The 23,329-nt window shown below is 52.7% G+C and carries 20 protein-coding genes; 15 read left to right on the plus strand and 5 right to left on the minus strand.

Annotation, left to right across the window (positions count from 1 at the left end; genetic code table 11):
* The first annotated feature begins 188 nt into the window (after window positions 1-188).
* The 4 genes from dnaB (at window position 189) to H8B09_RS16320 (ending at window position 6,638) form a co-directional block, all read left to right on the plus strand.
* The gene (dnaB, locus tag H8B09_RS16305; RefSeq protein ID WP_397376078.1) at window positions 189-1,553 is read left to right on the plus strand and encodes a replicative DNA helicase; all 1,365 of its coding nucleotides are present in this window, start codon (window positions 189-191) and stop codon (window positions 1,551-1,553) included.
* Between the two features lie 370 nt (window positions 1,554-1,923).
* Complete coding sequence (locus tag H8B09_RS16310) at window positions 1,924-3,210, plus strand: adenylosuccinate synthase (RefSeq protein ID WP_191204622.1); 1,287 nt, start codon at window positions 1,924-1,926, stop codon at window positions 3,208-3,210.
* 1,013 nt (window positions 3,211-4,223) lie between these two features.
* Window positions 4,224-4,955 (plus strand): hypothetical protein, encoded by a 732-nt coding sequence (locus H8B09_RS16315; RefSeq protein WP_191204623.1) that lies wholly within the window; start codon window positions 4,224-4,226, stop codon window positions 4,953-4,955.
* A gap of 165 nt (window positions 4,956-5,120) precedes the next feature.
* Window positions 5,121-6,638: a M23 family metallopeptidase gene (locus H8B09_RS16320; protein WP_191204624.1), complete on the plus strand. Its 1,518-nt coding sequence runs from the start codon at window positions 5,121-5,123 to the stop codon at window positions 6,636-6,638.
* Window positions 6,639-6,848: 210 nt separating this feature from the next.
* On the opposite strand, the gene H8B09_RS16325 is transcribed toward H8B09_RS16320, so the two are convergent.
* On the minus strand, window positions 6,849-7,043 hold the full coding sequence (locus H8B09_RS16325) for a hypothetical protein (RefSeq protein WP_191204625.1): 195 nt from the start codon (window positions 7,041-7,043) through the stop codon (window positions 6,849-6,851).
* Window positions 7,044-7,269: 226 nt separating this feature from the next.
* Between H8B09_RS16325 and yycF the strand changes: the two genes are divergently transcribed.
* The 5 genes from yycF to H8B09_RS16350 all read left to right on the plus strand — a co-directional run bounded on the left by yycF (window position 7,270) and on the right by H8B09_RS16350 (window position 13,153).
* Window positions 7,270-8,049, plus strand: coding sequence for a response regulator YycF (yycF, locus tag H8B09_RS16330; protein ID WP_191204626.1), 780 nt, complete (start codon window positions 7,270-7,272; stop codon window positions 8,047-8,049).
* Entirely contained in the window at window positions 8,046-9,878 is a 1,833-nt protein-coding gene (gene walK, locus H8B09_RS16335; RefSeq protein WP_191204627.1) for a cell wall metabolism sensor histidine kinase WalK, read from the plus strand. The genes yycF and walK overlap by 4 nt, the downstream gene beginning before the upstream one ends.
* The gene (locus H8B09_RS16340) at window positions 9,875-11,371 is read left to right on the plus strand and encodes a YycH family regulatory protein (RefSeq protein WP_191204628.1); all 1,497 of its coding nucleotides are present in this window, start codon (window positions 9,875-9,877) and stop codon (window positions 11,369-11,371) included. The genes walK and H8B09_RS16340 overlap by 4 nt, the downstream gene beginning before the upstream one ends.
* A 97-nt stretch (window positions 11,372-11,468) precedes the next feature.
* Window positions 11,469-12,227: a two-component system regulatory protein YycI gene (gene yycI / locus H8B09_RS16345; RefSeq protein WP_191204629.1), complete on the plus strand. Its 759-nt coding sequence runs from the start codon at window positions 11,469-11,471 to the stop codon at window positions 12,225-12,227.
* A gap of 119 nt (window positions 12,228-12,346) precedes the next feature.
* Complete coding sequence (locus tag H8B09_RS16350) at window positions 12,347-13,153, plus strand: MBL fold metallo-hydrolase (protein WP_191204630.1); 807 nt, start codon at window positions 12,347-12,349, stop codon at window positions 13,151-13,153.
* Here H8B09_RS16350 and H8B09_RS16355 read toward each other — a convergent pair.
* Complete coding sequence (locus H8B09_RS16355) at window positions 13,122-13,343, minus strand: hypothetical protein (RefSeq protein ID WP_191204631.1); 222 nt, start codon at window positions 13,341-13,343, stop codon at window positions 13,122-13,124. The genes H8B09_RS16350 and H8B09_RS16355 overlap by 32 nt on opposite strands.
* A 316-nt stretch (window positions 13,344-13,659) precedes the next feature.
* On the opposite strand from H8B09_RS16355, the gene H8B09_RS16360 reads away from it, so the two are divergent.
* Window positions 13,660-15,054: a S1C family serine protease gene (locus H8B09_RS16360; protein WP_191204632.1), complete on the plus strand. Its 1,395-nt coding sequence runs from the start codon at window positions 13,660-13,662 to the stop codon at window positions 15,052-15,054.
* A 133-nt stretch (window positions 15,055-15,187) separates the two neighbouring features.
* Here the strand turns inward: H8B09_RS16360 and H8B09_RS16365 are convergent, their stop codons facing one another.
* Both H8B09_RS16365 and H8B09_RS16370 read right to left on the minus strand, forming a co-directional pair.
* The gene (locus tag H8B09_RS16365; protein WP_191204633.1) at window positions 15,188-16,879 is read right to left on the minus strand and encodes a methyl-accepting chemotaxis protein; all 1,692 of its coding nucleotides are present in this window, start codon (window positions 16,877-16,879) and stop codon (window positions 15,188-15,190) included.
* Between the two features lie 309 nt (window positions 16,880-17,188).
* On the minus strand, window positions 17,189-18,034 hold the full coding sequence (locus H8B09_RS16370) for a hypothetical protein (RefSeq protein WP_191204634.1): 846 nt from the start codon (window positions 18,032-18,034) through the stop codon (window positions 17,189-17,191).
* Window positions 18,035-18,230: 196 nt separating this feature from the next.
* On the opposite strand from H8B09_RS16370, the gene H8B09_RS16375 reads away from it, so the two are divergent.
* The 5 genes from H8B09_RS16375 (at window position 18,231) to greA (ending at window position 21,880) form a co-directional block, all read left to right on the plus strand.
* Window positions 18,231-18,968, plus strand: a complete 738-nt coding sequence (locus H8B09_RS16375; RefSeq protein ID WP_191204635.1) for a response regulator transcription factor — start codon at window positions 18,231-18,233, stop codon at window positions 18,966-18,968.
* A 2-nt stretch (window positions 18,969-18,970) separates the two neighbouring features.
* Window positions 18,971-20,545 (plus strand): sensor histidine kinase, encoded by a 1,575-nt coding sequence (locus tag H8B09_RS16380; RefSeq protein ID WP_191205138.1) that lies wholly within the window; start codon window positions 18,971-18,973, stop codon window positions 20,543-20,545.
* A gap of 86 nt (window positions 20,546-20,631) precedes the next feature.
* The gene (locus tag H8B09_RS16385; RefSeq protein ID WP_191204636.1) at window positions 20,632-20,799 is read left to right on the plus strand and encodes a CxxH/CxxC protein; all 168 of its coding nucleotides are present in this window, start codon (window positions 20,632-20,634) and stop codon (window positions 20,797-20,799) included.
* Between the two features lie 3 nt (window positions 20,800-20,802).
* Complete coding sequence (gene rlmH / locus H8B09_RS16390; protein ID WP_191204637.1) at window positions 20,803-21,282, plus strand: 23S rRNA (pseudouridine(1915)-N(3))-methyltransferase RlmH; 480 nt, start codon at window positions 20,803-20,805, stop codon at window positions 21,280-21,282.
* Between the two features lie 121 nt (window positions 21,283-21,403).
* Window positions 21,404-21,880, plus strand: a complete 477-nt coding sequence (gene greA / locus H8B09_RS16395; protein ID WP_191204638.1) for a transcription elongation factor GreA — start codon at window positions 21,404-21,406, stop codon at window positions 21,878-21,880.
* Between the two features lie 425 nt (window positions 21,881-22,305).
* Here greA and H8B09_RS16400 read toward each other — a convergent pair whose 3' ends face one another.
* The gene (locus H8B09_RS16400) at window positions 22,306-23,232 is read right to left on the minus strand and encodes an AraC family transcriptional regulator (RefSeq protein ID WP_191204639.1); all 927 of its coding nucleotides are present in this window, start codon (window positions 23,230-23,232) and stop codon (window positions 22,306-22,308) included.
* Between the last annotated feature and the right edge of the window lie 97 nt (window positions 23,233-23,329).

The following is a 23,329-nucleotide window of genomic DNA, read 5'->3' on the forward strand; positions in this document are numbered from 1 at the left end:
AGCGCCGGCCGCGGGCGGCTGTTCGTTAGAGGGACTAGTATACAGCATAGACTAAGCAGGGTGACTTTGAGTGAGCAGAGTGACTTTGAATAAGCAGAGCGACTTTGAACTCCATTCAAAGATCCTGATGTCATGTTCAAAGATCCTGACGTTAACTCAAAGATCCTGGTATAAGGAGGAACCAATCCATGAGCATGAACCCGGATCAAATGGCATTTGACCGTATACCGCCGCAGAATCTGGAGGCCGAGCAGGCGATTCTCGGCGCCGTCCTGCTGCAGGGCGAAGCGTTGATTACGGCAATGGAGCGGGTAAAGAGCGACGACTTCTACAGCCCTGCCCATCAGCGTATCTTCGAAGCAATGGTCGAACTTGGTGAGGGTGGCCAGCCCATTGACCTTGTCACGCTGACTGCCTATTTGCAGGATCGTCAAATGCTCGAAGAAGCGGGCGGCGTTACGTATCTGGCTAGGCTGGCAAATGCGGTACCGACGGCGTCGAACGTGGAGTACTACGCGCAGATCGTCGAAGAGAAGTCGATGCTTCGCCGCCTTATTCGTACCGCAACGAATATCGTCTCGAGCGGCTATGCGGCAGAGGATGATGTCGGCTTGCTGCTGGGCGAAGCCGAGCAGAAAATTCTTGAGATTTCGAACCGTCGTTCAAGCAGCGGCTTCATCTCGATCCGAGACGTGCTCATGGAAGTATTCGAACGGGTTGAGATGCTCTATTCGAATAAGGGTGGTTCATCCGGTATTCCATCGGGCTTCTCGGATCTCGATAAGATGACGTCAGGCTTCCAGCGAAGCGACTTGATCATCGTGGCCGCCCGTCCTTCCGTAGGTAAAACAGCTTTCGCACTGAACATCGCTCAGAATGTCGGTGTACGGGCGAAGGAAACAGTAGCGATTTTCAGTCTTGAGATGAGCGCGGCGCAGCTATGCCAACGTATGATCTGCGCCGAGTCAAATGTAGACGCGGGACGGATGCGGACCGGTTTCCTAGAAGGCGACGACTGGGAGAAGTTGACGATGGCAATTGGCTCGTTGTCGGAGGCAGAGATATACATCGATGATACGCCAGGTATTACGGTAGCTGACATCCGTGCCAAGTGCCGTCGTCTTAAGAAAGAGCGCGGTCTAGGCATGATTCTGATCGACTACTTGCAGCTCATTCAAGGCCGCGGCAAAGCGGGCGAGAACCGGCAGCAGGAAGTATCCGAGATCTCGCGTACGCTGAAGCAGATTGCCCGTGAGCTGGAAGTGCCGGTTATCGCACTATCGCAGCTGTCGCGGGGCGTTGAGCAGCGGCAGGACAAGCGCCCGATGATGTCTGACCTTCGTGAATCGGGCTCGATCGAGCAGGATGCCGACATCGTCGCGTTCTTGTACCGCGACGATTACTACGATAAAGAATCCGAGAAGAAGAATATTATCGAGATCATTATCGCGAAACAGCGGAATGGTCCGGTCGGTACGGTTGAGCTGGCGTTCTTGAAGCAGTTCAACAAGTTCGTCGGACTAGATCGGACGCATCAGGAACCGGCTTCGTAAAGTGTCTATAGCTTTAGATTATTGGTCCGATGCACGGGGTGCATCGGACTTTTTATTTTGTTACCGGAAAGCTGACTTATAAAAAGAGCTTCATTGCAAATAATATGGCGGAATGGGTTCGACTGAGACGAAAGAGCTGCAATATTTCCGAACATTCACATAGGCCGATGTATAATTGTTCGCGTTTTAATTGACTTTGAGCGGTGCGGCTGATACACTAGTCATGCTGCCTTCAGTTCGATTGCGGCCTTGGTTCTGCCTGTCCACATGGCCCAAGACTTACCGGTCGCAGGATGAAGGACGAGCTAGGCGTCTGATCGGAGTTGGCAATCATTTTCGGTGCAAGTCAGCATCGGGCGGGGGTATGATCATGTCTACGGTTGTTGTTGTCGGAACGCAGTGGGGAGACGAAGGAAAAGGTAAGATTACCGATTATTTGGCGGAAGGTGCCGACGTCGTCGCTCGTTACCAAGGCGGTAATAATGCGGGTCATACGATTCTGATCGGTAACAAGAAGTATAAGCTTACGATGGTTCCTTCGGGCATCTTCAATGAGAATAAAATTTGTGTCATCGGCAACGGTATGGTAATCAATCCATCGGCTCTTATCGATGAAATTAACTATATTCATGAGAATGGTTTTAAAACGGATAACCTGAAAATCAGCGATCGCGCGCACGTTATCATGCCTTATCACCTCGTGCTCGACGGTCTGGAAGAAGAGCGCAAAGGCGATAACAAAATCGGTACGACGCGCAAAGGCATCGGTCCTGCATACATGGATAAAGCTGCTCGCAACGGCATTCGTATTGCTGATCTGATGGACGCAGAAGAGTTCACGCAGAAAGTGACGCGCCTTATCGCAGAGAAAAACCAAGTGATCCAGCAAGTTTACGGCGGCGAGCCGCTTGACGCTGAATCGATTATCGCAGAATATCTCGTTCACGCAGAGACGCTGCGTCCATATGTAACGGATACTTCCGTTGTACTGAATGACGCAATCGATGCGAATGAGAAAGTACTGTTCGAAGGCGCGCAAGGCGTTATGCTCGACATCGACCAAGGTACGTATCCATATGTAACATCGTCGAACCCATCGGCTGGCGGCGTGTGCATCGGCTCCGGCGTGGGTCCTTCGAAGATCCAACAAGTTATCGGCGTAGCCAAAGCGTACACGACACGCGTTGGTGACGGTCCGTTCCCTACGGAACAAGACAACGAGACGGGCGCATGGATCCGTGATCGCGGCCATGAGTACGGTACGGTAACAGGCCGTCCACGCCGTGTTGGCTGGTTCGATACGGTCGTTGTTCGCCACGCTCGCCGCGTCAGCGGTATTACGGGCCTGTCGCTCAACTCGCTGGACGTACTGTCCGGTCTTGATACGGTCAAAATCTGCGTCGCTTACAAATGCCGCGGCGAAATCATTCACCACTACCCAGCATCCCTGAAGCTGATCTCGGAATGCGAAGCAGTGTATGAAGAGCTGCCAGGCTGGAGCGAAGATATCTCGAACGCGAAGACGCTCGAGGATCTGCCGGAGAACACGCGCCGCTACGTAGAGCGCGTATCCGAGCTGACGGGCATCCCGATCGCAATCTTCTCGGTCGGCCGTAACCGTGAGCAAACGAATATCGTAACGCCGATCTACGGCTAGGCCCTAACATTAATAAATGAGAGGCAATCGAAGCGACGCTTCGGTTGCCTTTTTTGTTTGCTTTGAACTCCAACAAGAGTTGTGCTCCACAGGGGCACACGGTTCCAAGCACGCAGTAACTCACAACGGCTGCGTCCCACACCGCTATGTTCATGCCCCGTAGTTAGTGCCATCAATGGGCGGTGGTGGGTAGAGGGAAAATAAAGAGGTCGAAGGGCGAAGCCCTTGGAATACTCCTACAAGTAGGAAATCAACGGGGATCATAGGGGCTATACCCCGAAATTAGTACCATCAATGGGCGGTGACAGGTGGACATGTGCGAATGAGTATGCGGACGACTGACCGTACCTAGATACAATGAACAATTAGCTTTGCCGCGGATGCGGCAAGAGCGGGCGCACGCTCTCAAGTAGTCAAGGCTGCGTCCTTGTGAGGAGTCCAGAGGTCACACGACCTTTGGGGCCCTCCCTTGCAGGGAGGGGTTGGGTGGGTAGAAGAAATAAAGAGATCCCAAGGGCAAAGCCCTTGGAATTCTCCAATTGGTAGGAAATCAACGGGGATCATAGGGGCCATGCCCCGTAGTTAGTGCCATCAATGGGCGGTGACAGGTGGACATGTGCGAATGGGTATGCGGACGACTGACCGTACCTAGATACAATGAACAATTAGCTTTGCCGCGGATGCGGCAAGAGCGGGCGCACGCTCTTAAGTAGTCAAGGCTGCGTCCTTGTGAGGAGTCCAGAGGTCACACGACCTTTGGGGCCCTCCCTTGCAGGGAGGGTTTGGGTAGGTAGAAAATATGGTTTAAGTGGTTGTGAAAATTAAAGTAGTGATTTGAAATAGTAGGGTCCAAGGGGCGACGAGCCCCTTGAATCCTTCCTCGAGGAAGGATTTTAACAGGTGCCGGTTATACCTTCTCCTCTCGCTGACCATACTGGTTGTAGACAAGATAGAGATAGAGAGTGTTCGACAACCCGTAGGAGCGGTCATAAGAGGATACGGAGGGAATAAGCATGTGGAAAATGTTCGGCTGGGTAGGCCGCGCGATAGCCGTTGGCTTGATCGCCAGCTTTTTGTCTATATGGACAACGGGTTATATCGTCAATAGTTACGTAGAGTCGCTGCTGAAGCAGTATAATATGCCGCTGGACGTGCAGCCGTTCGCGCTGTCGGGAGTATGGGGCAAGCTGTGGGGCGCTGATCCGGTCACGAAGGATAACACGGGAATCGCTGACACGGGCAGCGGAAATGGCACGAATAGCGCGAATGGCGTCGGCAACGACAAGGGAGCTTCGACAACAGACGGCAGTAGTGTACCGAACGGGACCGGAGATTCATCGGAGCAGGGGGCAAACGGGTCAACGACGGGGGATAACAGTGCCTCGGGAAGCAATTCGGCAGATGGCACAGATGAGGATCCGGTTGCGATTGATGCTTTCGGCCAGGAGGAAGAAGGCGCAATAACAGGAATTGGCGGCGGCACGGGACCTAAGACGGAAGCGGGCGGTACAGCGGTGACGACGGAAGAGATGACGGAGGCTAAGAATCAGCTTAGCGACGCGGATAAAGACCAACTGTTCGAGCTGCTGGCAACGAAGCTGCCACAGGAAGCGTGGCAGACAATCTCGGCTTATACGGAGAACGGTTTGACCAATCAGGAGCTTACGAATATCCAGCAAATTGTCGCTCAGTATCTAACGGAGGAACAATATAAGCAGTTTATGGACATTCTGAAAAAATATTAATCCTTTTGTCGAACCGAATTATTTGCTTCCAACTTTTTTACTATGGTACAGTAAAGAGCGTAAACATTCCCAGTGGATGTTACGCTTTATTTGTTTGAAGTTCCAAATATATCCAATCGATGCCAACAAGAGAGAGTTAGTAGTTGATAGGAGAAGGAGATTGTCATGACCGTTAACAAGGATTCCAAGCCGGGCAGTGCCGGATGGCAAGCCGTATTACGGTTGTACCGGTATGTTCGGAAAGCAGCAGTATCAGCAGTGAAGGCCCCTGAGGGAGCATCCGGTAACCGATATCGTCGAGTCGCAGTGATTGCGGTCGCGATCGGTGTTGTTGGCGTGCTTGCAGTTGCAGGCGGTAAACAATACGTAAAAGCTAATACGGTAGATTACTATAACGTACTTATGAATGATCAACTGGTCGGGACGGTAGACAAGCCCGAATCGGTAGAAGCCATGCTGCTTAGCAAGGCTGATGAAGTAAAGAAGTCCCATCCAGATGTGAATATGGTACTGGATACAGGTAAAGTATCCTATGAGCCGGCGAGCGGCTATAAGGCAGACCCGGAGACAGAGGCGACGATTGCGAAGCTGGAAGGCATGCTTACTACCTACGCAACTGGCGTTGAGGTGAAGGTAAACGGTAAAGTCATTGGCGTCGTGAAAGACCGTGAGACAGCTGATCGCATTATGGAGAAAGTGAAAGACAAGTTCGCGCCGCAGACAAGTGCGAAGTCGGGCAAAGTGACGGCGCTCGCTTACAGCAGCGACATGGATGCAGGTTCGGATCGCAAGCTGAAGAAGGTCGAGATTATCGATGATATCGATAAGACGGCTGTGAATGTGGACCCAACGAAGATCGTTGATGAGAAGACGTTGTACCAGAAGCTTGTCGTGGGCAATTTGACGAGTACCAAATATACAGTTCGCGAAGGTGACTGCGTCGGATGTATTGCATCGAGCATGAACATTTCGAAGCAGGTTATATATGAGAATAACCCTTGGATCGAGGATGATCTGATTAAGGTCGGCGACGTGCTGGACCTTACGGTGAAGAAACCAGCTGTGACGGTGCGTACGGTGGAGAGCGTAGCAGAGGTTGTGACGACCGATCCCCAAGTCGTGTATCGGACGAGCGCCAACATGCGCGTCGGCGAGTCGAAAGTACTGCAGCAGGGAAGCGGCGGCAAGAAGCGGTTGACGTACCGTCTGACGAAGGACAACGGTTATCTGATGAGCGAGGAGTTGATCGGATACGAGGTTCTGAAGAAGGGTACGCCGAAGATCGTCGTAAAAGGCACGAAAGTTGTACAAGGCGAAGGTTCGGGCGTATTCGCTTGGCCGATTAGCAGTCATACGCTGTCGAGCAGCTTCGGCAGACGTTGGGGCAAACAGCACGAAGGCGTAGACTTGGTTGGCAGCAGCACGATTATGGCGGCAGATGATGGTGTTGTAGAGTTCGCTGGACAAAAGAATGGTTACGGCAATTGTGTCATTATAAATCATAAGAATGGTTACAAAACATTGTACGGACACATGAAGTCGATCTCCGTGAAAAGCGGTCAAATCCTCGAGAAGGGCGATAAGGTTGGCGTAATGGGCAACACGGGCCATTCAACCGGCACGCATCTTCACTTCGAGATTCAGAAGAACGGCGTGGTGCAGAACCCGCTCAAATATTTGTAAGACAGATAAGCATCGCACTCGGCGGACTCGCTGGAGGCGGTGCTTTTTTCATGCGTCGGGAATTGAGGGGTCCAACTGAATAGGTGGTGAGGGTCTATTGAATTAGCCGATCTATTGGTGTGGGGGTAACGTTCGTCTAGTTGTTGGCGGGTGAGAGCTGCGGAGTAATGGGTTAGGAGAAGCGGAGATCTGAAGGGAACCGAGATTCAATTACACGGCGCTTTTCTCGAAGCCAAGGGCATGCTGGGGAATAAGAACGGGCTGCGGCAATACATCTTGTTGATCGCGGGCGATCGTTCTGTCCGACATGAAGCTGCTGTTCTGGCTGAGTGCGGCGGCAAGTATCATAGCTGCGGCAGCTGTCTGAGCTAGTCGGCTCTTGCGGCGGCGGATTGTTGAGTTCATGATGATTGGTCACTCTCGCTTTCCATATGTAAGTTCGTTGTTTGACTGACTTCATTGTAGAGCACAATGTTCAACAGAGTATGAAATGAATGTTAAATCTAGATTAGAATCGCCATCGAATTGTTTCTCCGTACATGAAAGAGTTTTCATTGGGACTGCAAGGGCGGGTATGGTAAAATGGTACTGTTAGACGTATGAGAAACTATTACGGGCGGGCGGTGGAGCCATGCACGGCAAAATATTAGTAGTTGACGATGAACAGCCGATTGCTGACATCTTGAAATTCAACCTCGAGAAGGAAGGCTACGAGGTCATCTGTGCTTTCGATGGCGGCGAGGCGGTACGTCTCGCGTATGAGGAGCGTCCGGATCTGATGCTGCTCGATCTGATGCTGCCGGTGAAGGATGGCATGGACGTATGTCGCGAAGTACGAGCGGCAAGTCTCCAGCTGCCAATCATTATGCTGACGGCGAAGGATACGGAGCTCGACAAAGTGCTGGGCCTAGAGCTTGGCGCTGACGATTATGTAACGAAGCCGTTCAGCACGCGTGAGCTATTGGCACGGGTAAAGGCACATCTTCGCAGGCAGAAGAAGGCAAGCGAAGCGGTTGCGGAAGCGCAGACGGCCGCTGCTGATGCCGCGGTTGCGAATGGCGCCGCTGAAGCGGAGCAGAGCAAGAACGGCCTGACGATTTTTAACCTGTTTATCGATACCGACATGTATGTCATCTATAAAGATAACGAACCAATCGATCTGACGCACCGTGAGTATGAGCTTGTTTATTACTTGGCCCGCAACAGCGGCAAGGTAATGACGCGCGAGCATTTGCTGCAGGCGGTATGGGGATTTGAATATTTCGGCGATGTGCGGACAGTCGATGTGACCGTGCGTCGTATTCGGGAGAAAATTGAAGACGATCCGAGCCGACCAGAATATATTCTAACCCGGCGCGGTCTTGGCTATCTGATGCGTAATCCCAAATCAGGCGGCTTCGGGTTTGCATGAACGGGATTCGGCTGTTCCGTACCGTTCAGGTTAAGCTGATTATTATTTATGTGCTGCTGATCCTCATCGCGATGCAGCTCATAGGTGTCTATTTCATTAGCACGGTCAAGAACTCGCTGACCGAGAGCTTCACAAGCAACCTGAAGGATCAGGCCAACTTGCTGTCGGAGATGGCGGTGCCAACGCTCTCAGGCAAAGGAGTCACTCGGGATGACAAAACTTCGGATACAGCGGAGCTGAGCAACCTGGTGCGCAACCTGTTCTCGATCAGCGAAGCGGAGATTCAAGTGCTCGATAGCAGCGGCAAAGTATTGGCTACGTCGGTGGCATCCCATCAGTCGTACGTGGGCAAGAAGAACACGTCGCTGGCAGTCACGCGCGCGCTGCAATCGATTCGAGATAATGAAGAAGAAATTATCGATGAAGATAATGTGCGGAAGAAAATAATCGCGCAGCCCGTTATTTATGAAGGCGGCCGCGTTATTGGCGCCGTGTATATCGTTGCGTCGATGAACGATCTGTACAACACGATGGACCGGGTCAATCGGATCTTCGTGACGGGTACGCTGCTCGCGCTTGGTCTAACCGGCGTGCTCGGCGTTCTGCTGGCGCATACGATTACGAGCCCGATTAAGACACTGACACGTTCTGCGGCGGCAATCGCCGAGGGCCGGTTTGACCAACAGGTCAAGGTGCTTGGCGACGATGAGATCGGTCGATTGAGCGAGGCGTTCAACGACATGACGAACCGGCTGCGCGAAGCGTTGTCGGTCAACGAAGAGGAGCGGGACAAACTCGCTTCTGTGCTTGCGAATATGAGTGACGGCGTTGTCGCCGCAGACCAGAGCGGGCACGTTATCGTCTCCAACCGCCGCGCACTTGAGCTTCTTGATGTGGCGGAGTGCGAGGGCCAGCCGCTGACGCGACTCCTCGGCTTGTCTCAGGAAGACATGACCGAGCTTCAGAAGTCGGCCGGGTCCCGTCTGCTGCATCAGGAGAGTGAAGATGGCGGCGAATGGCTGCTGCGCGTGACGTTCACGCCGGTGCATCGCCGCGATAAGGGTACGACGAGCACGATCGTTATCCTAGAGGATGTAACAGAGCAAGAGAAGCTGGAGCAGTCCCGCCGAGAGTTCGTTGCGAACGTATCGCATGAGCTGCGGACACCGCTGACGACGATCAAGAGTTATGCCGAGGCGCTGGATGATGGCGCACTCGACGAGCGTCAGCTGGCTGATCGTTTCGTGAACGTTATTCGTAACGAGACGGAGCGGATGATTCGACTCGTGACGGATCTGCTTCACCTGTCCCGGTTCGATTCGAATCAGGCGCCGCTGCGGCGGAGCTCCACGAATTTGCCAGATCTGCTTGAGGAAGCTGCGGACCGATTCGCCTTCCAGATGAATCAGAAGGGCATTCAGTCCGAGGTTCGCATCGAGGATGGCGTCGGCTCCGTCTGGCTCGATCGCGATGGCATCGACCAGGTGCTTGATAACTTGTTATCTAATGCAATCAAATATACGCAGGGCGGCGGAAGCATTGTGCTGACCGCACGCAAACCAGATACCCACTCGGTTGCTATCAGCGTCAAGGATGCGGGCATAGGCATTCCGAAGAAGGACATGGGACGCATTTTTGACCGATTCTATCGGGTTGATAAGGCCCGCTCGCGCAATATGGGCGGCACAGGACTAGGCCTATCCATTGCCCGGGAAATAGTCCGGGCGCATGGCGGGACAATCTCACTCGACTCTGAACTGAATGTAGGTACGACGGTCACGTTCACGCTGCCGACACCCGACATTCGGGAAGGGGGCGAGTCCGCATGATCGAGAAACTGAAGACGGTCATTCTAAGCGTGCTTATCGTGCTTAGCTTGCTGCAAAGCTACTGGCTTGCATACAGTATGCCAGGTCTCGCAGCAAGAGTCCGAACCGGCATCGACTATGTGAATACGGAGCAGATGGGGCCGACCGAGCAGATCGAGAACGTTATTTTTCCCGAATCGATTGTGCTTCATATGGGGCAGTCGCAGCATACGGTGTTGTATCCTCCCACTAATTTCTATGATCTCGTGTTCCGTAAGATACAAGCGGTCGGGTTCAAAAGCTTCACCCGATATGCGAAGTCGAGTTATGACTGGAACCAGATTCGCGACAAGAAGAAAGGCGTTGAGCTTCGGTTCGACGGCGTACCCGTTTCACTGCTTGGCAAGCTGATGAAGCTTGAGGGTGATCTGGTATTCACGGCGGATCGGATCGATCGGATCTGGATCTACATGGATGAGGATACCGAGCTGGTGCATGCGTTCTTGTTCAGTTCAGATGGTCGTACGGTATACGAGGCGTCCCGTACTGATATTACAGCACGCGATGTCGAGGAATATGTCGGCTTCGGCCAATACGGTACATCGTATAAGCCGGATGGCGATATTTATTTGCCGGAGATCTCGATTGAAGCGGTCGAAGCGGTTGTCGGTTACAAGACATACCCGCCTGATCAGATGCAGCGCAGCTTGTTCTCCGACCCAGGCACGACGCGGACGCTGGAGAACTTGAATGGCGCGTTAATCTTCACCGATGGCAAGCGCGGTCTGCAGATCGAACAGAATGGCAAGTGGGCTAGCTATACGAACCCGGCTGCTCCGCAGACGACGCAGAACGATATATCCGAGAATGTGCTTGCTTCTCTGCAGTTCATTAATGAGCATGGCGGCTGGGACGGATTGCATCGTTATGTACCAGTCAGCTCAACAATAGACGCAGCCGGTGATGGCGGACGGATGGTGTTGTTCCAGCAGTATTACGGCGCTTATCCAATCGTATCGGACGAGCTGTACAAATTCGGTTACATGCGGCTTCTGCTGCAGCAGGGCGTTGTAACGGAGTATGAACGCTCGCTTATGACGCTGGAGAATGTCGCGCAGTTGAAGACGACGCGCTGGCTGCCAGGAGGCGAGCTTCTACGGTCTACGCTGCAAGCGATGGATCGCAGAAGCGAGATCCGATCGGTGTATCCAGCTGTACGCGTCATTCCAGCGACGGATGGAGACACCTTATCGTTGGTGCCGGTCTGGGCGGCTCGTTATGCGGATGGCACCCAGGTCATCGTTATGAATGCCCAGCCAGCTGGTTATGACGGCGTGGCAGAGCGGCATGAGTGGCAGCTAGAACAGCAGCAGAAGAAGAATACGACAGCCAATGCGGATAAGACCGTAAGCGGAATCGGCGCTGCCGGCGGCAGCGGCCGTTCGAATACGTCGGTCAGCAGGCTGTCGGATCTGGAAGATAAAACGGCGGCAGTGGAACAGCCAGCAGGATGAACCAAGCTGTTCCTGCTGACGTGTTCATGCAGTGTCGGTTGCAGCATGAAGCTTGATCATCGGCAGTAGGAGCGTCTCAAGTCGGAGGTGAGTGCGCATGGATTGGAGCCGCGCTAAGAGCGTGCTTATACTCGCTTTTCTCTTGCTGAATGTCGTGCTCGGCTATCAGCTGTGGGAGAACGTTAGTGAACGGTTGAATACGGGCCAGAAGCTGGGCGACCTGGATGCAGATACGCTGCGGATGATGAAGGAGCGGGGAATCGGTCTCGCAACATCAGCAAGCATTCCATCGGAAACGCCAGAGCTGCGGGATTTGACCTATCGGTTCAAAATAACCGGCACGGCAGAAGAGGTCACGCTTGAGAAACCGGTGGACAGCCGGATTATTTTCGACGAGAAGGAACTGATTGCTCAGCTGGGCGGTGTCATTCCCGATCTGGCGGAGTATCAGTACGACCAATTGGCCAGCCCTGACGGCATCTTTGTTCTATACCGGATGGCAGGCGGACGGCCGATGTTCGATGTGAAGCTTGAGCTGTTCTACAGCAATCAGAACCAGAAAATAACCGCATACCGCCAGACACAGGTTGAGCTGGTCGACGCCGAAGCTTCGGAGGCGCATGAAGTGCTGCCGGCCTCGAAGGCGATTGTGCCGCTCGTGGACAAGTATTTGGAAGAGGGATCGGTTATTAAAGAAATATCGCTTGGCTATCATGGCCAGCTGTTCAACTCGGAAACCCAGTATGCTGCGCCGTCTTGGCGGGTGCTGCTCGAGAACGGCAAACCGTTCTACGTTCATGCGATCAGCGCTGAGGTTGTACAGGAGAAGGTCGAGGACACAGCGGACGAACATTAGCATTGGGGAATGCTAATGGGTTACACCAAGCAGGAAGCAATTGGGCATGGTCATCATTGCCCAGTGAGAGTAAGGTTAGGTTGTCAGGGGAATGTGGGAGAAGGGACGTAAGGGACGTTATGGGATTTCGATTTACGGTGTTATCCAGCGGGTCGACCGGCAACGCAACAGTCGTGCAGAACGATGAGCATACGGTGCTCGTCGACGCGGGACTGAGCGCGAAGCGGATCGACCAGCTGCTGGCGGAACGCGGGGTGTCAGGCCATAGCATTGACGCCCTGTTCGTGACGCATGAGCATTCCGATCATATCAAGGGATTAGGTGCGGTTGCGCGCAAATATAGTCTTCCTATCTTCGCGAATGCAGCGACTTGGGAAGCAATGGAGAAACATGTTGGTACGATTGCGCCGGAGAAGCGGACAATCGTCGAGACGGGCGAGACGGTATCGTTCGGCAATATGCGGGTAACGTCTTATCCGATCTCACACGATGCGGCTGAGCCGGTCGGGTATTGTTTTGCCGAAGATGGTTATAAGCTGAGTCTGGCAACGGACCTTGGCTATGTGAGCGACAAAGTGAGACAGGCTATTATCGATTCGGATGTGCTTGTCCTGGAATCGAATCACGATACGGAGATGCTCCGCATGGGGCGTTATCCATGGAACATTAAACGGCGTATTCTAAGCGATGTCGGGCACTTGTCCAACGTTGCGGCAGGCGAAGCGCTCTGCGAACTGATGACGGATCGGACGAAGCGCGTCTATCTGGCGCACCTTAGTCTGGATCATAATGTAATGGAGCTTGCGAAGCTTACGATTAATGGTATTTTTGAGAACAACGGCATATTCTTTAAAAGAGATGAGGACCCATTGCGCGATACGTACTATGATCGTGCTACCCCATGGGACGAAGTGAAGCGTCGATAAGTGTCTCTAGCTCGTCGTCGAGCATGGAAGTACGGTTTTCTAGTTCTTCACGTGTAACAAGTCCGCGTTCAACTAATATATCTAGCAGGACACCGACCGTTAATAGAATGCGATATTGGTCGCGTCTAAGGTCGGCAACAGTGGCGTTAAGCTGTACAAAGTCCCAAGTGGGAGATGATTTCTTAGTCATACGAGATTTCACTCCTTCATCTCTATCATTTCGTCTTGCAATCTATTATTATTGTAGTCGTAATTACCGAAAATATTCCTATAAGTACATGTTCAAAAAGTTCGGTTTTCAGCACCGAGAAGATTGCGAGAACCTGAAGGGGGAGGAACGGAGTGTAGGCCAAACCTACATGAGTACCGGACTCCGAAGGTGAACGCAATCTTCGACGCCGAATATGCTTCATGAATCACTTCGTGATCAAAAGCGGACTTTTTGAACAACATCTATAAAGAAATTTGTCTTAATGTGCTGCGGCGCATTGAGAGGAGAGATAGATATGAGCTTGTTCGACGACGATTTCTATTCGAGCCGGGTATCCCGGCGGAAAAACCGCTGGATTCAAGAGGATGCGAAGCAGTCGAAGGTGCTGCGGAGCAAGTCCAATTGGTCGAACATGCGGGTAGCTGTGCTATCGTCAACGATTAGCGCGGCGGCAGCGGTGCTCTTATTCGGCACGCTGTTCTATCACGGAGGCGACAGCTCAGATAAAAAGACGCCAGCAGCATCATCAGCTGTGACGGCGACACAGACGGCAGATCCTTACGAGAAGACGATCACCGCGGCGGCGAAGGTTCGCCCGATGGTTGTCAGTGTAATAAATGAGCAATATGCATTAGGCGGAATTAGCTCCTCAACTGGCGATGACTCGGAAGCGGCAGAGGGTCAGCTGCAGCAGGTGGGCGTTGGCTCAGGCGTTATTTTCGAGAAGAAGGATGGCAAGGCGCTTATTGTAACGAACTACCACGTTATCTCAGGTTCGGAACGGGTAGAGGTTACGATGACCGACGGTACTTCGCGCGTAGCAACGATTGTTGGCGGCGATCAGATTACGGACCTTGCTGTGCTGCAAATCGATGACAAGGGCATCGGCGATGTTGCCGAGTTCGGTGAATCGAGCAAGCTGCGTAACGGCGAATGGGTTATGGCAATCGGCAGTCCGCTTGGTCTAGGCGACTCGCTGTCATCGGGCATTATAAGCAAGACCACGCGGATGATTCCGGTATCGCTCAACCAGGATGGCAACTATGACTGGGAGCAGGAGTTCATTCAGATCGATACATCGATCAACCAAGGCAACAGCGGCGGACCATTGATCGATCTGGACGGTCGTGTGGTTGGCATCAACAGTATGAAGATTGCGGATATCGGTGTTGAAGGGGTTGGCTTTGCCATTCCGATCGATAACGCGAAGCCGATTATCGACAGCCTGATCAAGTATGGCGTTGTGAAGCGTCCTTACCTGGGCGTATACACGTTGGATCTGGATCAATATCTGGCGCAGCAAGCGTTGACGAAACCGAAGGATAACATGGATGTTCCGAATACGGGCGTTGATGGCAGCAGCGTTGAGCCTAATGCGGGCGTTGACGGGGACACAGATAGCAGCTCGCTGAGTGATGCTGTGGACGATACAGGCATCATTATTCCGGACGAGGTGAAGGATGGCGTCATTGTGCTGGAGGCGGTTGGTCCATCGCAGGAAGCGGGTCTGAAGTTCAATGACCTGATCACGAAGCTTGATAAGACGCCGATTGGCAGCACGATGGAGCTTCGCAAATATTTGTACGAACATAAGAAGATCGGTGACACGATCGAAATTACGTATTATCGCGATGGCGAGAAGCAGACGGTGAAGCTGCAGCTGTCGGAGAAGAGTAAGGACGACGATTAGGATTAAATAGAGAGCGGGCGCCGAGATGGCGTCCGTTTTTATGCGTAGAAAAAAGCCGAGGGGGACCTGTGAGAATGGGGTCCCCTTCGGCTTTGTGCGCTGTATAGCAAGTTGAGTGGATACCGGCAGGTTATTATTGCAGCTTGAAGCGGGAAAGTGTTTCCCGCAGATCGTCGGCCGTGCGGGCGAGTGCCTCGGAGCTGGACGAGATCTCCTCCATCGTTGCAAGCTGCTCCTCAGTGGAAGCAGAGTTGTGCTGGCAAGCTGCGGCCACTTCGTGACTGGCATTCGATACGGCTTCGGTAATCTGAACGAGCTGGCGGCTTGCTGCGGCAAGCTCCATCGTAATCGTTGCTGCCATCTGTGCTTGTTGATCGACGTCGGCAACGTTGTGCTCGATGGCGAGAAACAGCTTGTTCATTTGCTCCGTCTTCTCGAGTCCTTGCTCTGTCTGCTCGGCTACGGTGAGCATGGAATCAACGGCATTGCCGGTATGATTGACGACCTCATGAATGAGCTCGCCGATCTGATTCGCGGATTGGCCTGATTGCTCGGCGAGCTTGCGGATTTCCTGTGCGACGACAGCGAACCCGCGGCCCTGTTCGCCTGCACGCGCTGCCTCGATGGAAGCGTTGAGGGCGAGCAGATTCGTTCTTGTGGCCAGATCGGTAATGATGTCAGTGATGCTGTTAATCTGCTGCGAGCGGCTGCCAAGCGATTGCACGACAGAGGACGTATGCTGAACGTTCGCGCGCATCTCAGCCATTGCCTGCACCATATCTTGTACGGCTGCTGAGCCCGAGGTGGATGCTTCGAGCGCGGATTGTGCGCTTGCACGCATACGGTCGCTGCTGCCTGAAACTTCGCTAATGCCGTCCGCGATTTCATTGATCGCTTGCGTTGCTTCGGTCATCTGCTGCTGCTCGGTCTCGGCGCTCGCCGCGATCTCTTGAGTCGATGCGACAATCAGCTCCGTTGCACGTGTCGTCTGTTCGGCGCTTGCGCTCAATTGATTCGAAGACGAAGCAACATGGAGCGCCGTATCCATCGCTTGCGATAGAATCGAGCGAAGCTTGGCTGTCATTCGATTGAACGAGCCTGCCAACTCTCCGATCTCATCGCGCGAGCGGACTTCGAGGTTCTGACTGAGATCCCCGTTGCCATCGGCGATTTCCGCCAGTTGTCGGTTGATTATGCGGATAGGACGAGTGATGAAGACGTTCAATAGAATCATGATCAATACCACGACGATCATGGCGCTAAGCGGAAGCGCGCCCGTAATGATCGTTTGTTGATTGGCTGCTTGGGTACGATTTCTTTTGTCAGCCGCGATCTCAAGCTCGAGCTTATTTACAGCCGCTACAACGACTTCGTCCAGCTTCTTGCGGGACGTACGCTCTTCGTTGAAATGAAGGGAATAGGCACCATCATGATCACCGCTGTCGAGGTGGGCGAACACCTTGTCGCTCGATTCGGTGTAAATAGTGAAGTAGGATTTGATTTGCTTCAGCTTCGCATGATCGTCGGCATCGAGAGTCGGATTCGCATCGATTCGTTGCAGGACCGTTAGAACCTCTTGGCCCTTCTCAGCGATCTCTTCGCGGTATTGCTTGTCACCCTGAAGCAGGTAGGCGCGCTCATCATTAGACATGCCAGCCAGCCTGTACTGCAGCAGGTGCAGATCTGTATCGTAATCAGCGTCTTGCAGCATTTCGTCATAAGCGCGTTCGGAACGCTGCGTATGCAGATAGCTTGTTGCTGCCATCGTAATCATTAAGGCGATGACGATTGCGAAAGCGGTGATGAGTTTGTACGAAATTTTCATGCAGGGAAAGCCTCCAGTTGACTTGAAATTCTAGTGGGTTAGCGGCGGTGATTGTCCATAAGACGTTGGTAGTAACGTTTATATATGTCGGCAGGAGAAGGCGAGAAGATTAGCGCAGTGGCGCGGTTTTTGAGACTTTTTTCAGATGAAGATTGCATAATAGAAGCATGAAGTGGAATTGGTGTGGAAGATAGAGGATGGGCAGTAAATGTGAGGATGCGGTGTCGTGGAATTGGAGCTTCATACGGTGTTTCTGTGGACGAGCAAGGGCTGCCCTCTAGGATGAGGTGCAGCCCTTCTTCACATTAATTATTTGCTCGATTGCTCAAGCTCAGCGATCTGAATTTGGTATTGCGCCATAAGCTCGCTTAACGCGTTTTTGATTTTATCAGTGTCTTTGGTCTCGGCAGCCTTGGCGAGTGCAATCTCTGCCTTCACGAATGTTAGATCGGAGTCATTGCTCTGAATCGTTACGGTGCCAGCTTCATGAGCAATGAACGTCGCAGCAGCTGCTGGCTTTGCTTCAACGGCTTCGATGCGGTTTAACGCAACAGTGGCATCTGCCTCGTCCAAGACTGCAATGCTGACAGGCTGGAGGGTTGGCACAGGGGCCGGCTCGGTTGCTCTAACTACTCCTACTTCAGATATCTGGGCTGGCTTAGCAACATCGGTAATAGGAGTTCCCTTCTCCGAACTGGTTACTTCTACAGCTTCTACAAGTGTGGGCGCGACAGGCACAGGGACGGTGGAGACGGGTGAATACGTATAGGTCGCGACAGTGGAATGCTTTTGTACCAGCGTATCGTACTTTTCCAGAGCAGTCTTCCAGTCCTCAACCGTATCAGATGCGTATCTCTCGGCCAGCTCGACTGGTGAAGTGAAACTCATGATGACAGGAGCGGGAGCGGCTTGCGTGGTCGAACGAGTTGATGCTGTTATTTCGACCGCGCTTACGGGTGCTGCTGACACGGCGTTAAGCTCGTTCACTGCTACTGGTGCTGGCTGGATTTCGGATACGGCGATGAGCTTAGGTGCTTCGGCCGCAGCGCTGCTGCTTGTGTTTGCACCGTCTGCGTTCGTTACAGAAGGGAAGGCAACAGCGGACAGCAGGAAGGTGGAGAGGGCGAAGCGGCTGATTAGAACTTTGCTTTTCATAAGGGAATGCACTCCATTCATGTTTGGGTGATTGTCTTGTCTTGCGCTATAGTTTCACTTTATCGAACAAGGATGGCAGCCCGTTGGTGACTTTGTGGAAAAACGATGGCAGAAGCTACTTCGTGCCCGCCTGCTTGTTATACTTGAAGAAGCGTAAGAAGTAAGGTCGGTTAGAGGGCTGGAGGGACTGCGTATTATGATCGCTAGCGAATATTGCATTGCCGTCGTCGATGATGACGTGAATATAAGGGAATTGGTTGAGATTTACCTGCAGCGTGAAGGATTCCGCACGATTGGACTCGGCAGCGGAGAGGAAGCGTGGGAGCTGTGGAAGACAAGTCCGCCGGATCTATGGGTGCTCGATATTATGCTGCCAGGCATTGATGGCTATGAGCTGTGCCGCCGCATACGGACTGAAGCAGAAGTGCCGATTATGATGATTTCCGCGCGGGATACAGAAGTGGACAAAATCCTTGGCATCGAGCTTGGCGGAGACGATTACTTAGTGAAGCCGTTCAGTCCACGTGAGCTGGTGGCGCGAATCAAACGGCAGCTTCAGCGTTGGTATGGCAGCACTCGTCGTTCAGATGGACAGGTATCGGAGCGGGAAGAAGAGCAGGCTGCCGGGCAGACGAGCCGTATTGAGCTTAATGAGCTGGAGCTGATATCGGAGGAGCGGCGCGTGTTCTGGTCAGGCGAGGAGATCGACATGACGTATAAGGAGTTCGAGATGCTGAAAGTGCTGGCTGAGCACCCGAATCGGGCGTTCACGCGAGGGGAGCTGCTGACTCTCGTATGGGGCGACGACTATTACGGGAGCGATCGTGCGGTGGATCATCTGATCAAGCGCATCCGGAAGAAGATCGAGCATCTGCCTGTTGAGGCCGTATGGGGTCATGGCTATCGGATGAGAAGCGAAGGGAGCGCGGTCTAACTATGAAGCTCGTCCATCAAATCAATCTGGCGTTCGGCGCAGCGCTCATCGCGGTATTGGCGGTGACCGGCGTGCTCATCCACTATGTGCTGCTCGATCATTTCATCGGGACGCAGAAGGCGGATATGAAATCATATGGCAGCGTGCTTGCTGCAACGATGAGCAGTAAGGAGACCACGACTGTGGGCGGAACGAATACGGGGACGGCAGTTACGGGGAGTAAACAGGATTCGTCGACAGGGAAGGATACGTCTGCTGCGGTTGAGGGACAAGCCGCGGAGAAACCAGGGGCTTCATTGGATACGAGTGAGGCGCAGGAGGTTACGAGGGATCGGGTAACAGTGACTGCCGATGCGGTGCCGTCGAGTGCGCCTGAGCTTGTTGCTAGTACGCAAGTAACCGTCCCTTCACCAGCTGCTGCAATTGAGGTCATCCTTACGGACAAAGATGGAAACGTGCTGCGAAATGATACAACGCAAGAAGCGAAGGTATTTGAAGCAGATACGGTCAACAAGGGGACTGCAACACTGACGACTGCGGCTTCGGAGCTGGCTAGCGCGGAGCAGATGCAGAAACTGTGGACCGGCAACAATTCCAACTACCTATATGAGGTCAATGCACTGCCGCAAGGGACATTAACCTTAGTAACGCCGATGAGCAAAATCAAAGAGATCGAGATGGCGCTGCTGAGACGGCTGCTTATTATTTTCATCATTTGCGGCTTGTTCATTCTCTTGTTGAGTCATCTGATCACGCGGAAGCTGATTACGCCGCTGATGCGGCTGAAGGATGAGCTGAGTAAAATCAAAGCGCGTCAATTCTCCTCGGTGAACCTCGTGCAGACAGGCGGAGAGATCGGGGCAGTGGCGCAGACGGTATATGAAATGGCAGGCGAGTTGGATCGATCGAGCCGGGTCCAGAAGCAATTTTTTCAGAATGCGTCCCATGAATTGAAGTCGCCCTTAATGTCGATCGTCGGCTATTCCGAGGGGATACGGGATGGTGTGTTCGAGGGAGAGGCGATGCGCAGAGGGTTGGACATAATCATCGGGGAGAGCGGTCGTCTGAAGAAAATCGTCACCGAGATGACGCTGCTGGCGAAACTTGACGGAGAAGAAGACATCTATCACCCTGCGCCAGTGGAGCTGATGGAGCTCTTGACGGAGACAGTGGAGCGCGTGAATCCGACGGCTGTGAAGCGCGGGGTTACGGTGCATGTTGAAGAGGGCGGAATTAGTGAACTGATCGTTCATGCGGACCGAGATAAATTGCTGCAGGCGCTGCTTAATGTGGCTACGAATGCGGTGAGGCATGCGGATACAGAAGTGCGGATTCAGGTGCTTATGCGAGATGGACAGGTTAAAGTGGAAGTGCTGGATGACGGGCAGGGAATTGAGGAAGGGCTGCTGCCTTATCTATTCCATCGATTCGTGAAGGGTAAGGATGGAGAGACGGGACTTGGCCTTGCGATTGCGAGGGCAATTGTGGAGCGGTGCGGCGGATTTATTACGGCTGGCAATCGGAGCGAAGGCGGTGCAGTTGTTGCGATTGGGCTGCCTCGCGCGCCGGTCGTTTGAAAATACGTCAATAGGATGGTTGTTGGGGCTGTGCTTACGGTATAATAGGAGATGGACTTTACAGAAGAGATCGGAGCAATGAACCTATGTACTGTGTTTGCAAAGAGCATGTAGAACTCGCACTCGATAAATTTGTTGATGAATATGAAGATGCACCCGATATGGTGAACCTGAAGGACACGGAGTTCTCGGACTGGGACCCGCCGCGCCAATGCGATATGTGTGAGAACCCCGCCGAATTCCTGGTGGTGTAGCCGATGTTGATACAGTTAGCGACGATTGGGAAGCTGAAGGAGAAGTATCTCGTCCAAGGCATTGCCGAGTACGCGAAGCGTCTCGGGCCGTATGTGAAGCTGCAGCTAACGGAGGTGCCGGACGAGAAAGCGCCGGAAACGATGAGCGCGGCCGAAGAAGCGCAGGTGCGCGATCGCGAAGGCGAGCGCCTGCTCGCGCAGATTAAGCCAGATGCGCATGTGATCGCACTCGCGCTAGACGGCGAGCTGTGGTCCAGCGAGGACCTCGCTGTGCAGCTCGACAAGTTAGCCACGTACGGCAAGAGCCACGTGGCTTTTGTTATTGGCGGCAGCACCGGCCTCTCCCCGGCCGTGCTGCGCCGCGCCCAGCAGAAGCTGAGCTTCGGGCGCATGACGCTGCCGCACCAGTTGATGCGGCTGGTGCTGATCGAGCAGGTGTACCGGGCGGTGAAGATTAATCGGGGGGAACCGTATCATAAGTAGGGCGGGATTTTTATTGCGAAGAGCCAGTTTTCTGCCTTCCTAATATCCAATAACTATTTGAGCTATTGCAGTTCGAAATAGGGTAAAATGGTACAGACTATAGGGAATGAGGACTGAAACCATGGATAAAGATGAAGTGATATTGACGCAAGAGGGCTTGGAGCAGATTGAGGAAGAGCTCCGCGAGCTCAAGACGGTCAAGCGTAAGGAGTTAGCGGAGCGGTTGAAAGTGGCGATCAGTTATGGCGATCTTAAAGAAAACAGTGAGTACCATTCTGCCAAGGACGATCAGGCGCACATGGAAACCCGAATTTTGGCCCTGGAGCGGACATTAAAGCGGGCACGAGTCGTGAATGCGGACAGTGTGGACTTGAATGAAGTCAGCGTAGGTTCTTATGTGGTATTGAATGATATTGAATTCGCCGAGAGGATCGAATACCGTATTGTCGGTCCGGCTGAAGCCAATGTAGCGGAGAACAAAATTTCTTACGAAAGCCCACTCGGAAAGGGTCTTTTGGGTAAAAAGGTAGGGGATACAATTAACGTAGAAGCGCCAATGGGCACCCTTCAATATGAACTGCTCGAAATTAAAATTTGAAAAGCGTCTCATTTCATGATGGTACTTTTTTCAATGTGTGATTTTTTTATTAACGTAAATGTTCGTGTTGGAATATCTATCTGGATCCCAGATTTTAAAAGCTGATAGGGCTTCGTACTTAGAGATTAGTTTAGTTTCATGTGAAGGCACCCGGTTGGGTGCCTTTTAACGAGGTCAGCCATCGTGCCGAATGGTACGCACGGATTCTTCGTTATCAGTCATCATCATCGTTCCGAGGCTGATGGCCGATACTTCAAGTCCTTCGTTTCCTAGTTTTTTTTGCAACATAGGATTCCCTCATTTCTGGCCTTAGGATCGTACGAACATGAGCCCATTCTAATTGATCCCCATTGAGGCAACCACACAACGCTTATACTAGTAAAAATATTAACAGTCAGCATCCTGATCCTTTGTAACCGGCAGACTTACGCAAGGATTTCGAAGTCTTTGGTCGAACCGCGAAACTCTTGAACATCCCGCATCGGTGGCCGGCCATACATACGGGCATATTCACGGCTAAATTGGGATGGGCTTTCGTAGCCGACGCGGAACGCCGCATCAGAGGCTAGGAGGGATTCCGTCAACATTAACCGCCGGGCTTCTTGCAAACGCACCGTTTTCTGGTATTGCAATGGGCTCATCGCCGTGACGCGCTTGAAATGCTTATGAAGCGCCGATGTGCTCATGTTCACGGATTTTGCGAGTTGGCTGATCACAAGCGGGCGGTCATATTGCTGATTGATGAATCGGATTGCTTGAGCGATGTTATAGGAATGGCTGCCGTTGGTTGCAAATTGATAAAGGAGCGCACCTTGTTCGCCCTGAAGCATTCGATACAGAACTTCGCGGATGATAAGCGGCGCTAGAACTGGAATGTCCTCAGGTGCGTCGAGCAGTTGCATGAGCCGCATGATGGCTTCGAGCAATACAGGAGAAGTTTGGTTTATGGTAATACCTCGGCCGGTTTCTGTTTCCACGGAAGCCGGCCGTTTCATTTGTTCTACGACCTCCAGGATGAAGGCGGCGTCGAAGCTCAGTTTCAAACTTAAATAGGGAATCTCGGGTGAGGCTTCTACTATTCTGCCCATGATCGGTAATTCAACAGAGGTGACTAAGTATGTCGAAGGATCGTACCGATAGGTTTCACCAGCCAGCGTGGCCGTCTTAGCACCCTGCGCCACAACGCAAATGGATGGTTGGTAGACGGATTCCAGCGGTTCCGACAAATGAGTGGCATGCATCAGGGATAAATTAGGAACGGCCGTCCGATACGTTCCGCCATTGGGGGCATGGCGACGTATTAGAAGTGCCAATTGCTGCAAGGCGTGTTCCATACGCTGCGATTCGTCCATTGTCTGTATAGGCCATCCTTTCTAGAAAGGTTGATCTTTTACTTTAATTATAGGGAGACGGAAGAGAATTAGGCAAGGATCGAACAGGAATGGTCTA

It is taken from the genome of Paenibacillus terricola (assembly GCF_014779765.1).
In the GTDB taxonomy this organism is placed as follows: Bacteria; Bacillota; Bacilli; order Paenibacillales; family Paenibacillaceae; genus Paenibacillus_T; species Paenibacillus_T terricola.

Bases quoted from the DNA above. Each gene is read 5' to 3' on its own strand.
- H8B09_RS16370 (WP_191204634.1), bottom strand. From the start codon at position 18,034: ATGAAAAGCAAAGTTCTAATCAGCCGCTTCGCCCTCTCCACCTTCCTG.
- H8B09_RS16320 (WP_191204624.1), top strand. From the start codon at position 5,121: ATGACCGTTAACAAGGATTCCAAGCCGGGCAGTGCCGGATGGCAAGCC.
- H8B09_RS16315 (WP_191204623.1), top strand. From the start codon at position 4,224: ATGTGGAAAATGTTCGGCTGGGTAGGCCGCGCGATAGCCGTTGGCTTG.
- H8B09_RS16360 (WP_191204632.1), top strand. From the start codon at position 13,660: ATGAGCTTGTTCGACGACGATTTCTATTCGAGCCGGGTATCCCGGCGG.
- H8B09_RS16355 (WP_191204631.1), bottom strand. From the start codon at position 13,343: ATGACTAAGAAATCATCTCCCACTTGGGACTTTGTACAGCTTAACGCC.
- greA (WP_191204638.1), top strand. From the start codon at position 21,404: ATGGATAAAGATGAAGTGATATTGACGCAAGAGGGCTTGGAGCAGATT.
- yycI (WP_191204629.1), top strand. From the start codon at position 11,469: ATGGATTGGAGCCGCGCTAAGAGCGTGCTTATACTCGCTTTTCTCTTG.
- yycF (WP_191204626.1), top strand. From the start codon at position 7,270: ATGCACGGCAAAATATTAGTAGTTGACGATGAACAGCCGATTGCTGAC.
- rlmH (WP_191204637.1), top strand. From the start codon at position 20,803: ATGTTGATACAGTTAGCGACGATTGGGAAGCTGAAGGAGAAGTATCTC.
- walK (WP_191204627.1), top strand. From the start codon at position 8,046: ATGAACGGGATTCGGCTGTTCCGTACCGTTCAGGTTAAGCTGATTATT.
- H8B09_RS16375 (WP_191204635.1), top strand. From the start codon at position 18,231: ATGATCGCTAGCGAATATTGCATTGCCGTCGTCGATGATGACGTGAAT.
- H8B09_RS16325 (WP_191204625.1), bottom strand. From the start codon at position 7,043: ATGAACTCAACAATCCGCCGCCGCAAGAGCCGACTAGCTCAGACAGCT.
- H8B09_RS16365 (WP_191204633.1), bottom strand. From the start codon at position 16,879: ATGAAAATTTCGTACAAACTCATCACCGCTTTCGCAATCGTCATCGCC.
- H8B09_RS16350 (WP_191204630.1), top strand. From the start codon at position 12,347: ATGGGATTTCGATTTACGGTGTTATCCAGCGGGTCGACCGGCAACGCA.
- H8B09_RS16340 (WP_191204628.1), top strand. From the start codon at position 9,875: ATGATCGAGAAACTGAAGACGGTCATTCTAAGCGTGCTTATCGTGCTT.
- dnaB (WP_397376078.1), top strand. From the start codon at position 189: ATGAGCATGAACCCGGATCAAATGGCATTTGACCGTATACCGCCGCAG.
- H8B09_RS16310 (WP_191204622.1), top strand. From the start codon at position 1,924: ATGTCTACGGTTGTTGTTGTCGGAACGCAGTGGGGAGACGAAGGAAAA.
- H8B09_RS16380 (WP_191205138.1), top strand. From the start codon at position 18,971: ATGAAGCTCGTCCATCAAATCAATCTGGCGTTCGGCGCAGCGCTCATC.
- H8B09_RS16385 (WP_191204636.1), top strand. From the start codon at position 20,632: ATGTACTGTGTTTGCAAAGAGCATGTAGAACTCGCACTCGATAAATTT.
- H8B09_RS16400 (WP_191204639.1), bottom strand. From the start codon at position 23,232: ATGGACGAATCGCAGCGTATGGAACACGCCTTGCAGCAATTGGCACTT.